Origin of the sequence: Clostridium beijerinckii HUN142 (assembly GCF_000621745.1) — a bacterium.
GTDB classification, from domain to species: Bacteria; Bacillota; Clostridia; order Clostridiales; family Clostridiaceae; genus Clostridium; species Clostridium beijerinckii_A.
The window spans coordinates 90,465-105,491 of record NZ_JHXK01000009.1; the positions used below are offsets into that span (position 1 = coordinate 90,465).

At 29.0% G+C, this 15,027-nt stretch carries 15 protein-coding genes and 1 pseudogene; 1 reads left to right on the forward strand and 15 read right to left on the reverse strand.

Translation table 11 applies throughout. The features are described 5' to 3' along the window. Window positions 1-277: 277 nt before the first annotated feature. The 11 genes and pseudogenes from T483_RS32015 to T483_RS0103710 form a co-directional block, all read right to left on the reverse strand. Window positions 278-379 (reverse strand): annotated as a pseudogene (locus tag T483_RS32015) (ATPase); the annotation flags it as partial. Window position 380: 1 nt separating this feature from the next. After that, complete coding sequence (locus T483_RS31490) at window positions 381-545, reverse strand: hypothetical protein (RefSeq protein WP_168982543.1); 165 nt, start codon at window positions 543-545, stop codon at window positions 381-383. A gap of 207 nt (window positions 546-752) precedes the next feature. Then, a complete protein-coding gene (locus T483_RS0103675) occupies window positions 753-1,856 on the reverse strand; it encodes a sensor histidine kinase (RefSeq protein ID WP_026885615.1) in 1,104 nt (367 codons plus the stop codon). Then, complete coding sequence (locus T483_RS0103680) at window positions 1,846-2,535, reverse strand: response regulator transcription factor (RefSeq protein WP_023974520.1); 690 nt, start codon at window positions 2,533-2,535, stop codon at window positions 1,846-1,848. The genes T483_RS0103675 and T483_RS0103680 overlap by 11 nt, the downstream gene beginning before the upstream one ends. Before the next feature lie 20 nt (window positions 2,536-2,555). Next, entirely contained in the window at window positions 2,556-3,242 is a 687-nt protein-coding gene (locus T483_RS0103685; RefSeq protein WP_026885616.1) for a M15 family metallopeptidase, read from the reverse strand. Window positions 3,243-3,427: 185 nt separating this feature from the next. After that, entirely contained in the window at window positions 3,428-3,571 is a 144-nt protein-coding gene (locus tag T483_RS30895) for a hypothetical protein (RefSeq protein WP_155268450.1), read from the reverse strand. A gap of 205 nt (window positions 3,572-3,776) precedes the next feature. After that, entirely contained in the window at window positions 3,777-4,658 is an 882-nt protein-coding gene (locus T483_RS0103690) for a sensor histidine kinase (protein WP_026885617.1), read from the reverse strand. A gap of 24 nt (window positions 4,659-4,682) precedes the next feature. Continuing rightward, the gene (locus T483_RS0103695) at window positions 4,683-5,417 is read right to left on the reverse strand and encodes an ABC transporter permease (protein WP_026885618.1); all 735 of its coding nucleotides are present in this window, start codon (window positions 5,415-5,417) and stop codon (window positions 4,683-4,685) included. A 15-nt stretch (window positions 5,418-5,432) separates the two neighbouring features. Further along, entirely contained in the window at window positions 5,433-6,158 is a 726-nt protein-coding gene (locus tag T483_RS0103700; protein ID WP_026885619.1) for an ABC transporter permease, read from the reverse strand. Then, window positions 6,151-7,071, reverse strand: a complete 921-nt coding sequence (locus T483_RS0103705) for an ABC transporter ATP-binding protein (protein ID WP_026885620.1) — start codon at window positions 7,069-7,071, stop codon at window positions 6,151-6,153. Before T483_RS0103705 ends, T483_RS0103700 begins: the two co-directional genes overlap by 8 nt. 146 nt (window positions 7,072-7,217) lie before the next feature. After that, a complete protein-coding gene (locus T483_RS0103710) occupies window positions 7,218-7,898 on the reverse strand; it encodes a response regulator transcription factor (protein ID WP_026885621.1) in 681 nt (226 codons plus the stop codon). Window positions 7,899-8,139: 241 nt separating this feature from the next. On the opposite strand from T483_RS0103710, the gene T483_RS30345 reads away from it, so the two are divergent. After that, complete coding sequence (locus tag T483_RS30345; protein ID WP_242841802.1) at window positions 8,140-8,289, forward strand: hypothetical protein; 150 nt, start codon at window positions 8,140-8,142, stop codon at window positions 8,287-8,289. Between the two features lie 233 nt (window positions 8,290-8,522). Here T483_RS30345 and T483_RS0103720 read toward each other — a convergent pair whose 3' ends face one another. From T483_RS0103720 to T483_RS0103735, 4 genes are all read right to left on the reverse strand, one after another. Continuing rightward, window positions 8,523-10,520 carry a methyl-accepting chemotaxis protein gene (locus T483_RS0103720; RefSeq protein WP_026885622.1) on the reverse strand — a complete coding sequence of 666 codons (1,998 nt, stop codon included), beginning with the start codon at window positions 10,518-10,520 and terminating at the stop codon, window positions 8,523-8,525. Between the two features lie 339 nt (window positions 10,521-10,859). Next, the gene (locus T483_RS0103725; protein WP_026885623.1) at window positions 10,860-13,301 is read right to left on the reverse strand and encodes a TIM-barrel domain-containing protein; all 2,442 of its coding nucleotides are present in this window, start codon (window positions 13,299-13,301) and stop codon (window positions 10,860-10,862) included. A 16-nt stretch (window positions 13,302-13,317) separates the two neighbouring features. Further along, window positions 13,318-14,145, reverse strand: coding sequence for a carbohydrate ABC transporter permease (locus T483_RS0103730; RefSeq protein WP_080696897.1), 828 nt, complete (start codon window positions 14,143-14,145; stop codon window positions 13,318-13,320). Then, window positions 14,145-15,023 (reverse strand): carbohydrate ABC transporter permease, encoded by an 879-nt coding sequence (locus tag T483_RS0103735; protein ID WP_026885625.1) that lies wholly within the window; start codon window positions 15,021-15,023, stop codon window positions 14,145-14,147. Before T483_RS0103735 ends, T483_RS0103730 begins: the two co-directional genes overlap by 1 nt. Window positions 15,024-15,027: the final 4 nt, after the last annotated feature.

Sequence of the window (15,027 nt, forward strand, 5' to 3'; positions counted from 1 at the left end):
CTTTTCCATAATGTATTTATTTTCTCTATCATCTATTTTATAACTTTCCCATCAGCTACTCCCATATATTTTAGCTGTTACTGGTAAACCTACCACCACCTTACACTTTAGTTTTTATCTTTTTCTACTCATGAATAAGAGCTTTTTGAACCACCAGTCTAACCGCCAGTATTATTTATACAAAAAAAAATCCCCCAAAATGATTCTGGAGAACTCCTTATCTTTTAAATAGAAAACATATTATTAAATTCTGTAAAAATCCTTGAATTCCTTTGATGTTTATTCTCTTTTCACCTTTATTTTGTTCATAGTACGTTGATTTATAAATGGAAGTTTTACCACACCCATTAACTCCTGCAAATATTGTATATGTTGGCATACTATTTACCTATGACCTTTTCTGCTTCTTTTTGAAGCACTAAATTAGAAAGCATAGCATAAAAATCCTGCTCTTCTTTAGATTTAGCTTTTTTAAACAAATCCATTAAATCATTATAAGAATAGTTTAAAAATATATCATATAATTTTTCATTATTATTTTTCATTTCAATATACCTCCATAAAAATACGTTAGTATTAAAAAAACACTTTTCATATTTATATTATACCCTAGCTTCATAATATAAGAATAGTATGTTCTCATATTTTTTAACAAAATCTAATTTTGCTAAATAGTACATACCTCTAATTTCAAGAACATTAAGCTTGTGAATATCCAACGCAAAACTTTATAAGCTTTTAATGCGATTTCTTCATTTAACCGGTAATCTTACTTCAAAGATAGTTCTTTTATCATCACTATAAGCTTTTATCGTTCCTTGATGCAACTCTATAATATTTTTTGTGATAGCTAGCCCTAATCCAGAACCACCTATATCGCTATTTCTTGATTTTTCTACCCTATAGAATCTATCAAATATATATGGCAAATCTATTGCTGATATCGATTGACCATAGTTTATAACTTGAACTACTGCCATATTCTCTTCCATTTTTGTTGTTACATCAACATAAAAACCATCTCTTCCATACTTAATTGCATTGGACATCAAATTTTCAAATGCTCTAACTAGTTTTCCTGCGTCTGCATTTACTATTAGCTTATCCTCAGAAAAGTTGATTCTTGATTGCATTTCTGCATTTTTAAATTGATATTCAAAATACGCAACTACCTGACCTAATAATTCTACTAAATTAATATCAACCTTATCTAAATTAATGGTGTTATTTTGCATTTTAGTGAGTTCAAACAAGTCATTAATAAGTAAATTCAATGCTTTTGCTTTTTCAAATGCTATATTAGCATAATATCTTAGTCTTACTTCATCTTTATACTTATCAGCATCAATTATTTCCAAATAACCTATTATAGACGTTAATGGAGTCCTTAAATCATGAGAAACATTAGTTATCAAGTCATTTTTAGTTTGTTGAGCTTTTCTTTCTACTATTGTTATCTCTTTAAGCTGCCTTGAGATATTATTAATATTTTCTGCTAAATTCCTAATATCATTTTCTCCATCAACTTCTATTAATCTGTCCAAATCACCACTCGCCATCATTTCAGTTTGATCTATAATAGCTACCAAACTTTTAGTTTTTCTATAAGTAATGAGTAAATATACTCCTACAAATAATGAAATTCCAGAAATCACATAGGTTGCACCTTCAAACATTACAGAGTCAATGAGTCTTCGAAATTTAAAAATATAATTAATGAGTTGAATTTTAGTATTTAAATATAAATATATTAATATTCTACTAACTACCATTAAACTTATATAAGTTAATAATAACGTGGTTACAATCTCACCTAATGGTGACAGCCAATATTTATAGAATCTTTTATTTTTCAATTTTATATCCAACTCCCCATATAGTATGAATTATCTTATTTCCTTCCATATGATGTTCTATTTTATCCCTTAATCTGCTCATATGTACCATAACAGTATTATTAGATTGATAATATCTTTCCTTCCATACCTTTTCAAAAATATCCTCCGCGCTAAAAACTCTTCCTCTATTTGTAGCTAACAGATATAATATTTCAAACTCTCTAGCTGTTAGATCTACTTCTTTATCATCTATAGTCACCTTATGCTTACTCTTATCTATAACCATTGATTCAATTCTTATTAGATCCTCTGAAACTTGCATTTTTAAATTTAAAAAATATGATCTTCTCATTAATGCCTTCACTCTAACTATAAGTTCCAATTGGTTAAAAGGCTTGCATACATAGTCATCTGCACCAGTCATAATCCCTTGAATCTTATCCATATCTTCTGATTTTGCACTTAGCATAAGAATTGGTATGTTATACTTTTCCCTTACCCTTCTGCAAACCTCCAGACCATCCATGTGGGGCATCATTATATCTAAAACTATCAGATGAATTTCTTCTTTCTCCAAAATATCTAAGGCTTCCTCTCCACAGCTTGCCTTAAATACATTGTATCCTTCATTTCTAAGATTTATTTCTAGCAAATTTCTTATTTCTTTTTCATCATCTACTACAAGAATATTATTCATTTATTCCTCCATTTTTATAATTATTTTTGTAAGTATTCCTCTAATGTAATTCCATTATCATGAATATACTTAGCAGCTTCCTTACCTACATATCTAATATGCCATGGTTCATATTCAATTCCTGTTACACTTTTCTTTCCATAAGGATATCTTATAATAAAACCAAATCTATAGCAATTTTTTGCAAGCCAATCTGCCTCCTTAGTTCCCTTTGCAAAATATCCATTTTTATTAGTAATATCAATGCACAGCCCTGTTTGATGCTCACTAAATCCAGGTTTAGCTACATATGCATCTGCAAGCTTTTTCCCTTGAGATATCACTCGATTTTCATAAACATCTTCTTGTGACTTATAAGATCTATAACCCGAATTACCAAGTAATATTATCCCGTCTTTTTTAGCCGCATTTACTAACTCTTCTAATGGCTTTACAACAGTTCCTGCTACGTGTTTTTCTTCATCATCTGACCCATTTGAAAATGGTATGTTGGGTATCCTAAGCCCTTCTGGTGTATAATTTCCACTTAATCCATGCTTCTCATTTACTAATAGTATTTTTTCACTCCCATTAGCAGTGTTTACTTCAACCAACTTGGCTTTGTCATTTGAACCATAATTACTTGTATTTCCTTCAATATACCAAAATCCGCAAATTATTATCATTATTATTATAAATCCCGATATCTTTTTATATACTTTTCTCATATCTTCTACTTCCTTTCAAATGTCATAATTTCATTGTAGAAGATAGACTTTACAAGAATTATAAATAAACCTTACGAAATCTTAAGTTTTTAAAAATTTAGTATTAGATACATTAATCTATTAATTAACCGACATTTTCCTAGCGTAATTTTATATTTTTATCAAGAGATTTCGATTCATATCTGCTATATATATCCAACTTTTTCAAAATCTAATTCATCATAATACTTCTGATTTAGCGTAATGATACATAAATATTCCTTCTCTGAAGCATCAAAAATAATGAGAATGTAATTACTCTTACATAAGCAATATTCATACTCTATCATTCCTTTCTTGACTAAAAAAATGCCAACACTATTCAAATAGCATTAGCATTTTTTATCATATACAAATTTAACAGAATATAAGATACTCAATCTTACTTACATAATATAATGTTTTGTGTAATTGTATCTAATTTAAATGAACAATTATACTATTAAATCAATCTTTATATTAGTTCCTTCATTTTAATTCCATAAAATTGTTTTATTAAAATACAATTTTCAATGTTAAAATATCTTCTTTAATTTCTGCTACTGCTTTAGCATTTATTCTTTCAGCTAATAGCTTCACAATTGAAAGGCCTAAACCTGTACTGCCAGAGCTTCTTGATTTATCAGCTGTATAAAACTTTTCAAATAATAAATTTACATCTATTTTTTTAGGATCTTCAATTTTATTGGCAAAGCAAAGCTCAACATGTTCCTTTTTCACTAGTGATATTTTGACATAACTTGAACCGTATTTCAATATATTTGATATTAAGTTTTGAACAATACGCTGTAGAATTATTTTATCTCCTTCAATAAATATTGTTGTATTTGGTAAATCAAAAATGGGCTCAATTCCAGCTTCTTTAAATGGCATTATATTTTGAAGCATGGCATCAGAAAGAAAATTATTCATATTAATCTTTTCTAAATTTATATGCATTCTATCATTTTCAATAATAGTTATTTCAAAAAAACTATTAATGAGATTATGTAAAATCTCAGATTTCTTTTTTATAATACTTATTTTTTCTTTTTGATTTTCCGACAATTCACTTTTTTCTAGTAATTGTAGATAACCAATTATGGAAGTAAGAGGGGTTCTTAAATCATGAGATATATTTGCGATAGAATCCTTAAGCTTTTGCTCATTTCTCAAAAATTCTATTCTTAGTTGCTTTTGAAGATTGATATTTCTATTAATATTACCTGCAAGATATTCAATATCTTTGTCAAGCAATGATACCTCTATCTTCTTTTCTGTTTTGCCTTCTGAAATATTTTCTAATTGTTTTCCTATACTTTTTATTTGAAGCTTTAAATGAAATATATAAGAAATTAATAAAATAATTACAATACTTAATATTAATATGATTATCATTATATCCATCCCTACACATTAAGTTTATTTTAGTTCACATTTACGAAATATATTATAACTTAACATTAGTATAAACCCTAATAAAATTATACCCTCTAAAGAAAATGATATAAATTCAAATGTTGAGTTATTGTTTAAAATCACTCTAAGCAAATTCATTGGATGCCTATATAATGGCAAATTCATACTTCTGGCAACAAATAAATATATAGCATTCATAAGAATTGTAATAACTGATACTATAATAGTTTTTAAATTATCTCTAAATATTACTCCAAAAAGTATTATTACAGAAAAAATAGCTAAATATAATAATGTTGTACAAATTAAAATTTTCATTAGTGTAATTACATTTACTCCACTTGGTGCATTAAAGCCATACTTTATAGTAACAGCGAATGCACCAGAAAAAGAATAGATAAGTATTGCCACAGTTGTAATTATAAGTATTGAGGCAGCTTTTGTAAAAAAAACAATACCTCTACTATTTCCAGATGCAACTTTAGTAATTAAAGTCCTATTTGAAAAACTTTTTCCTATTAGCAATGCTGGAAAAGCTGAAATTAACATGCAGGTTCCTGGAGCATCATGGAGCATTGCTATTAATGCTTCATATCCTCCCAAAGTTAAATTATAATAATTCATTTCTAAATCTCCATAACCTGAATATACTCCATAAACAATCGCAATTCCTATCATAAGCAAATAAATATTGTTATGGGTAGCCTCGTAAATTTCCATCTTTAATAATTTTTTCATTTATTACACTCCCTTTTATCGTAACTCTGCTTTTTTAAATAAAAAATATGATATGCTCAAGAAAAATAATATTATGCAAATACCAATTAGTCCTGCGTCTTTAAATTGATTTGGAATTAAAGGCCTATACAAGATAAGGCGTGCCTGTGCTAATGGTAGATACCTAAATATAGTTGTTCTTATATCATTTGTTGAATTTAATAAAGAGATATTTATAAAGTATATTCCAACTGAAATTCCTACTGTTTTACCAATATCTCTAAACATAAAAGCTATAAATATACTTACACTTGACATAGCCATCCCCAATAATGATGTTGTTATTATTGTTTTAGCTAAAATATTTCCCTCGTTCATAAAATATACCGCAGTATATCTATGTAAAATAATATTAAGAATTACATTTACAATTGGGCTAAACAAAATAACTAAATTAACTCCAATGAAATATGCTGACACCTTGCAAATAAATATTTGAAACCTGCTATGACCTGCACACACCCCGTTATTTATAGTCCTATCTCCAAAATCATTTCCAAAAGAAATTGCTCCAAGTAATATTGGAAACACCATTAATAAGCATGCATAGTAAAAGCTTACCCCTATATTTTCATATCCAGTTATAAATGTATGACTATCTGAAGTCATAGTAATTCCAAAAAGTGTACTCATGATAAACACTAACCAAAAGCTTTTACTTATGAATAATTTATAAACCTCAGTCCTAAAAAGATTAATCACATTTACCTCCCCCAATTCTTCTAATAAAGTAATCTTCAAGGCTATCTCCCGCTAAAAAAATTCCAGTTATTATTAAATTATTTCTTGATAATGCTACTGAAACAGATTTAATATCATCTAGATAATCATATAATCGAATTGTTTTATCTGGCATTACTTGAAAGTTTTTTGTATGAAGTTCCTCTTCTAATATAGTAGCTGCAAAAGATATATCATCTACATTGATTGCAATATGTTTTTTACACTTTTCATTAAGTTCCTCTTGAGTTAACGTTTCTAATATATTTCCATGAGAAATTATAATATAATGATTAGCAGTATGATAAAGTTCTTCTAAAATGTGGCTTGAGATTAAAATAGTCATTCCTTTTTCTTTATTTAATCTTTTAATAAGTTCTCTTATTTCAACAATTCCCACAGGATCAAGTCCATTTACAGGTTCATCTAAAATCAAAAACTCTGGATCATTGATCAGTGCTAGAGCAATTCCTAATCGCTGCTTCATTCCTAAAGAAAAATCCTTTGCTTTCTTTTTTCCTGTATCTTTTAATCCAACTAATTCTAAAGTATCTTCAATAACCCTTTTATCGGGAATTCCTCTTTGAATGCGTTGAATCTCTAAATTTTGATATGCTGTCATATTAGGATATAATGCAGGAGTTTCTACCATGCAACCTAATCGCTTTCTTTGTTCTTGTAATTTCTTTTCTCCAGTTTGTCCAAATAAGTAAAGTTCACCAGATGTGGGAAATGATAAGCCAGTGATAAGTCTTATTAAAGTTGTTTTTCCCGCACCATTTTGTCCAACAAAACCATATATATTTCCTTTTTCTAATTTTATATTTATATTATCCAAGGCTTGTGTATTTTTGTATTTCTTTGTTAAGTTTTTAGTTTCTAAAACATAAGTCATAATAACATCTCCTTTGCTTTTCTATACTCTTATTTTAAAAATCATACTTAAAGAAAATCTTAAACCAATTCTAAAGAAAACCTTAAATATTTTCTCCATAACAAAAAAGCAGGCTTTACTCCTGCTTATATATTTCTTTTTATTTATTATTGTAACTTATAACCCATTCCCCATATTGTTTCTATATATTCTTCATTGGGATTTGCGCTTTTAAGCTTATTTCTAATATTGCTTATATGTACATTTAGTGTATTATCTTCACTAAAATATTCTTCATTCCATATACTTTCAAATAAATTTGCCTTTGAAAAGACTTTTTGTGGATGACTTAATAATAAAAATAAAATACCATATTCCTTTGAAGTTAATACAAGTGTATTTCCGTTTACTATTACTTTCTTTTCCTCTTCATATAATGTAATATCTTTATAAGTTAAAATTGATTTTTTTATATTTGAATCTGAACTACAGCGCCTTAAATTACTCTCTACTCTTGCTAATATTTCATTTAAATCAAAAGGCTTGGTCACATAATCATCAGCACCTAAACGTAATAAATCTACCTTTGTATGTACCATATCCTTTGCTGATAATACGATGACAGGTATATTAGAAAAGCTGCGCAGTTCCCGTAAAATCTCATCTCCACTTTTATATGGCAGCATTAAATCTAAAATAACTAAATCATACGTTAAAGTTCTTAATTCTCTCATACCATCTATTCCAGTATTAGATATCTTTATTTCATATCCACTTTCCTTTAAAAATTCCTTAAGTAGATTACAAATTTCTAAATCATCTTCTATAATTGAAATCCTTTGTTGCATATCATCACCAACCAAATTACTACTTATTTAACTAAACCTGTATAATAAATTTAACTATAAACATAATAGTATCATTCTTTTAATATCGTTTCAAATCCATATTGGATTAAAATAGCGGATTTACCAAACGCTTAATTGTTATCTTTTATTTATTATATGGCTCATCTAATTAATGACAAGTAATTTAACACCCCTTCTTGAAAAAGCTTCAAATGCCGATGCAATTATTTTAGGCTCTCCAATATATCTGCATTCAGTTACTGGAGCCATGAGATCTTTTTTAGAAAAACTCATATTTCAATATTTAATTTATGACACTAACCATACAAGCCTTTTCCAAAGAAAAATACCAGCTGGATTTATTTATACGATGAATGTAACTAACGCGTAATTTAACGCTGGATACGAAGATGATCTTAAGTCTCTGAAAACATATATATAACCTTTAGATCCTTTGAATCCTTAGTTGTCAATGATACCTAACAATTCAATGATTATTCAAAATATGTTGCCACGTTATTTGATGATAAAAAAAGAGAATCACTCAATCTGAGTTTGATTCTCTTTAATTATTTTAATTTTTAAGTTGTAATTTGTATATCTATATTTACATTGTGCCGTATACTAAACCTGAAACTTCTGTATCATTTCATTTAAATCCTGAGCAAGACGTGTCTGCTCTTGAGCCGTTTTTGCTATCTCATCTGTTGCTCTATTAACTTCATCAATATTGTTTACTATTTCATCAGTTTCTTGTGAAGATTTTTGTGCTGTATCAGCCATACTCTCCACCGCTTTAGTAACCTGTTCCATTGTAATTGAAATTTCTTTAGTCATTTCAGCTATTTCATTTGACATTTTACTTACAAATTCTGCATCCTTATGATTTTCTTTTCCAATTTCAATCATATCTTGAAACTTAGGATTTACTCTTTCCTTCATGAAAGTTAGTACCTCATCACTATTGTTTGAAAGATTTCTAAATGCATCTTGAACTTTTAAAATTGTACTTTTTATAGATTCTACAGCATCTGAAGATTGTTCTGCAAGCCTTCTTACTTCTTCAGCAACTACTGAGAATCCTTTTCCATGTTCACCAGCCCTTGCCGCCTCTATCGCTGCATTTAGTGCTAATAGATTTGTCTGCTCTGATATCTCTGCAATAGTATCCGCCATAACTTTTATATTTTCTACTACTTGTCCTTCTTTTATTGCTTGAAGTATTTTTTCTTCTTTTTCACTAAACACCATTTCTATTTCTTTAATGGATTCCAAAGATCTATTTTGCATATCTTCTACTCTAGTTTTTGCAGCACTTGCATTATTACTTCCTTCTACTGCCTTATTGGTTAACACATTAATGCTTGCCTCAACTTCTTCTACTGAAGCGTTTATTTCTTCTGCCGCTGAGCTAGTTTCTTGAATACCAAAATTAATATTACCAATTCCAGAATTAATATTTTGAGACATTGCTGAAAATTCTTCAACTGTGGCAAATAATTCTTCACTCGCTGCACTCATATCTTGTGAATTGTTCATTATTTTCTTAATTAGATTTATTAAATCCTGCCTCATATGCTCAATTCCTCTAGACATATCTCCAATTTCATCTTTGCGTTTTAAATCTTTTTCTAATGTCTTTTCAGTAAAATTACCTTCTGATAAGTGTTTAAAGTGTGTCACTGCATTTGCTAATGGTTTTGATACCTTTTTATCTATGTATAAATAGATCGCTATCCCAACCAAGATTAACACGATAATAGAAGATATAATATTATTTATAACAAATTTTTTTATAAATAGCTGACTTTCAGCTTTACTTTTACCTGTAAATATAACTCCAACTGCCTCATTATTATCTCCAGTAATTGGCGAATAGTAAGCATCAAATTTACTTCCTAAAATATCAGCCTCTCCAGAATATACATTATTACTCAAAACAACTTTTGCAATTTTTTCATCAAGTTTAGTTCCAACAACCCTTTCACCATCTTTTGTTATACTTGTTGCAATTCTTACATCTCCCATAAAAACAGTAGCATCGCACCCAAATTTACTTTTAACATAATCTACTATATTATTAGAATCTAATCTATATCCTACAGACACAACTCCAATAATATCTCCATTTTCGTTCTTTACTGGTGCACCTGCTCTAGCTGCAAGTTTAATCTGAGTTCCACTTTCAACTTGAGAGTTTAATTTACCAGCAAGAGCATTTCTTACATTTGCCTGATTTAAAATGCTATCTCCCTTTTTATCTGGTTCATAAGATCTTATAATTACATTACCTTTTTCATCAGTTATTGTAACAAATTCTACATCTAAATCTTTTAATATATCTTTTAAATCATTAAAAATCTCCTGGTTATCTTTATTTTCAATTCCCTTTATTATTCTAGGATTTAAGGCCAATTGACTTCCAATACTTAAAGACTCATTTTTCAATTCCTTAATTTTTTCGCTTATTGTTTCATTAGCATTCATTACTTCCGTCTTATTGTTATGATCTGAATAAGAATTAAAGCTAATTGTACTGATAGCTATATTAGCACTAAACAGTAAAATTGTTAGTCCAAAAATAAATAAAATCAATTTGAACTTTATTGAATTAAATTTCATACTTATCCCCCTCCTGCCATCTAAAAAATTTTAACCTTCTCTAGGTGTTAAATCATATTAACTCTATACTCCTTGATTTCGTCATTAATTATCAAATTCCTTTTTTATTTCCTTTCCAAATATATATTTGTAAGTAATATTATCCCATAATCTATTTATAAATTTGATTTTATTATAAATTCATTGAGAATAAAAAAAGTCCCAAACCAAATTAAACTGTCCTTAACAAAGGGTACATTTTAAATAGGTTTGAGATTTTTTATAGTAAATTTATAAGAGTATTGTCTAAAAAATAAGAAAGTTTAAATATGAAATTGGATCTCTATATGATATTCTTTATTATTTTATAACAAAAGTCAGTGGTTCACCTTTATAAATAAAATCTATGCTCTTGTCATTTACTAAAATTGTACAAGAACGATTTTTAATAGATTGTTGGAAATCATAATCTGCTTTTCCAATAGTGAATTTACTTTCTTTGTCTTCCCATTTCATCAAAATCTTATTATAAATTCCTTTCTCATACTCATAACCATCACCACTATCTTCATAAAATTCAAATTCACAATCATCCCCAGGATAAATATGAATTTGAAATGATTTATCGCTCACTTGCTCCGCATATTGTAACCCTTCTTCCATTGGAATAATAGAACCTGCTCGTATAAATAATGGAATCTTATCTATTGGAGCGTCTGCTATTACATAGCTCCCCCCACTTAATCGTTCTTTCGTCCAAAAATCATACCAGTCAGCTCCTTTTGGCAAATAACATTTTCTTATTTTAGGTTCGTCAATTGACTTACTATTTGGCTCATAATACATCGGATTTGTAACAGGACATACTAATATAGAATCTCCACACATAAATTCGTCACTGATTTCTGTTGCTATTTCGTCATTACTAAAATCAAACAAAAGACTTCGAAGCATAGTATAATGATTTTGTGTTACTTTACCAGCCAAAGAATAGAAATATGGAATTAAGCTATATCTTAAATTTATAAACTTTTCAATGGCATCGTAAAACATTTCTCCCTTTTCTCCAAAGTTCCATATTTCTCTTGGGGTATCTGTTCCGTGAGATCGGAACATTGGTAAAAATGCACCATATTGAAACCATCTTACGTATAATTCACGATAAGCCAAATCATTTACACCATCATTATAATCTCCCTGCCAAAACCAAAGTGGGTTCGGGTTATTGTTGCAACCGCATCCTCTGTTTCTCCATTCACTTCCTACTGTAAAAAATGCTCCAATATCTAATGTCCAATAAGGTAAACCGCTCAAACATAAATTCAAACCTTCTGTAATTTGTTTTCTAAAAGTTCCCCAGGTTGCATTAGTATCACCTGACCACAAAACAACGCCATATTTTTGAGAGCCAATATAACCAGACCTTGCCAGATTAAGAACTCTTTTATCAGGCGATACCTTTCTTTGATTTTCAAAAATGCCTTTCTCATGCATTAATGCAAATAAATTAGCTTTAGCTGGGTCTAAAAACTTTTTATGCTCATTTCCCACTAACATAAATCGTTCCCAAGGTTCTCTAATTTTTTCTCCATTCCAATCTGGTCCACTAAATGGTTCCGTTGAATCACACCACCAAGCATCAAAGCCTCCCTTGTATAACTCTTTCTCTGCTTGTTCCCAGTACATTTTTCTAGCATCTTCATTAAAAGCATCATATGTAGAATTGTCTCCTAATAAATATTCAGCTTGTAAAAATTCTTCATAATCCTCTCCACCTACATTCATATTTGGCCAAATAGAAACCATAGTATGAGCATTTAAATCGTGAATTTCTTTATTTGCTTTACCTATATCAGGATATCTATTTTTATCTAATCGCTTATTCCCCCACAAACCTTCTTCCCAAGTATGCCAATCTTGTACAATACAATCTATCGGTACATTTCTTTTTCTATACTCCTTAACTACTTCAACTAATTCTTCTTGGTTTCTATATGTTTCTTTCGACTGAATATAACCAAGCGCCCATTTTGGCAGCATTGCAGCTCGTCCTGTCATTTTTCTAAAACCGCCTACAATATCATCGAGCTTTTCACCAAAAACAAAATAGTAATCTAATTGCTCTACTACATCTAAATAAACATACGCTCCTCTTGAATCATCATTAAAAGTCATCAATGATCCACAATCAAATAAAATACCATAATTTTTATTTGATACCAAACATGGAAACGGAGTTCTCATATTGTGCTGATATAAGTATTGATAGTTACCTCTATAGTTATAGATTCCTTCTTCTCCTTGTCCTAGTCCATGTATTGCTTCTTTTTCTTGCCACTCAAAGGATAATTTTGCTCTATATGCCATTCTATCAATATATGGTTTTAAATTTTCAACGAAGCTTCTTTCTCCATCAACAGTTTGTACTCTTTTAATAATAGCTTTTTCACCATTTGTAGAATATTTTTCAACTGGGATTGAAACAAGTTCCTTATCTCTTTCCTTTAGCAATATTTCATCATTCTTACCATTTTTCCATACAAATTTTCCTGTCTTCTTATTAATAGTTAAAGTAATTAATCCAGTCCTTAAAATAATAGTATCTTGTGTCTCTTCCACAACAAATTCATTTAATTTCTCTATTTCATAATTAATCCCAATAACTGATGAATTCTTTATATTTTTCTCTTTTGTATAAGTACATCGAACAATTTCTTTACCCACAGCAGATAACTGAATTATTCCATCTTCTAATTTCAAATTTACTATTCTGCCATCCTTATGATATCCTAAAATCTCCATTTAATCACCGCCCTCATTAACCTTTAACTGCTCCAGCTGTCATTCCTGAAACAATATACTTTTGACCTAATAAATAAACTACAATAACTGGCAAACTAGTTAGCATAATATCTGAACAAACTAAATTCCAATCTTTAAAATACATTCCAAAGAAATTATATACTGAAAGGGTCATTGGCCATTTTGAAGAACTACTTAAAAAGTATAATGGAGATACAAATTCATTCCATGTATTTAAAAAAGTAAGAACTACAACTGTTGCTAACGCTGGTTTTAATAGTGGAAATATAATATAGATAAATATCCTAATTGGAGAACATCCATCAATTACAGCTGCTTCATCTAATTCCACTGGAATTCTTGCTATAAACCCATGAAGGAGAAACACCGAAAACGGAAGCTGCATTGCAGTATATAGTAGAACTATTCCAAGCATTGAATTCATTAAGTGTAATGCAGACATTACTTTCATTAAGGCTACATAATTTATAGGCATTGTAATTCCTAATATAATAAACATGTAAATGATGCGATTTAATTTTGTTTTATTTCTACATAATACATAGGAAGCTGCTGCTGCTAAAATAGCACATAAGATTACACTTCCTATAGAATAAACACAACTATTAATAAAAGATGTTGCAAGCTTTCCTCTTTCTATTACTGTAGAAAAATTTTCAACTGGTACTGGAAATGTAGGAAGTTTCAGATTCATATCAGAAGCTGCTTTGCTAGTTTTAAGAGCATTAAATAGGATTAACACTAATGGTATAAGAGATATAATCGTTATAACCCATGCAATTCCATTAGAAAATATATTTTGTAATGTTTTTTTTATTCTCATTATTCCATCACCTCATTTTTAGTCATTATTTTAATCATAAAGACTCCAATAAATACCATGATTACAAACATAACAGATGATAATGCAGTACCAATAGCATACTGACCCATACCAAATTTTTTAAATACTATTGTATACAATACTTCCGTTGTAGATTTTCCTGGGCCACCATTTGTTAATACGTAAATCATATCGAATACTTTCAATCCATAAATTACATTTAATACTGTAGTAGTAGCTAATGTTGGGAGTATTAACGGAAATGTAATATATCGAAATTTTTGTAGTCCTGTTGCTCCATCAATATTAGCCGCTTCATAATATTCACTAGAGATAGATAAAATACCCGCTATAAAAATAGTCATAATGTATCCAATACCTCTCCAAACATCAACTGCAACTACGGATCCAAAAGCAAATTGTGGTGAAGTAAGCCATTGTTTTGCTAATGTATCTAAACCAATGCCTCTAAGAAAAACGTTTAGAATTCCTATCTTAGGATCAAGAATTGATGTAAAAATCATACCAATAATTAATGTAGATAACACAGATGGCATAAACATAACCCCTCTGTGAAAATTCAAGAATTTTATAGATTTTGTTAGCAATACTGCCAATAATAATCCTATAGCATTTTTTAATATTGTCGTAATTATTGTAAACCACAAGGTATTACCTAAAATCTTCATATAATTCTCATTGCCTGAAAATATTACTTTGAAATTATCAAATCCAACAAAATTTATTTTATCACTGTAAGCTGACCAGTCTGTAAAGGAATATGCAATGCCAATAATTCCCGGAATTACAAATAAGACTCCATAAATTATAAGTGCTCCCCATATAAAGTAACTCGGATATATTTTTTTCTTATTCATTTAC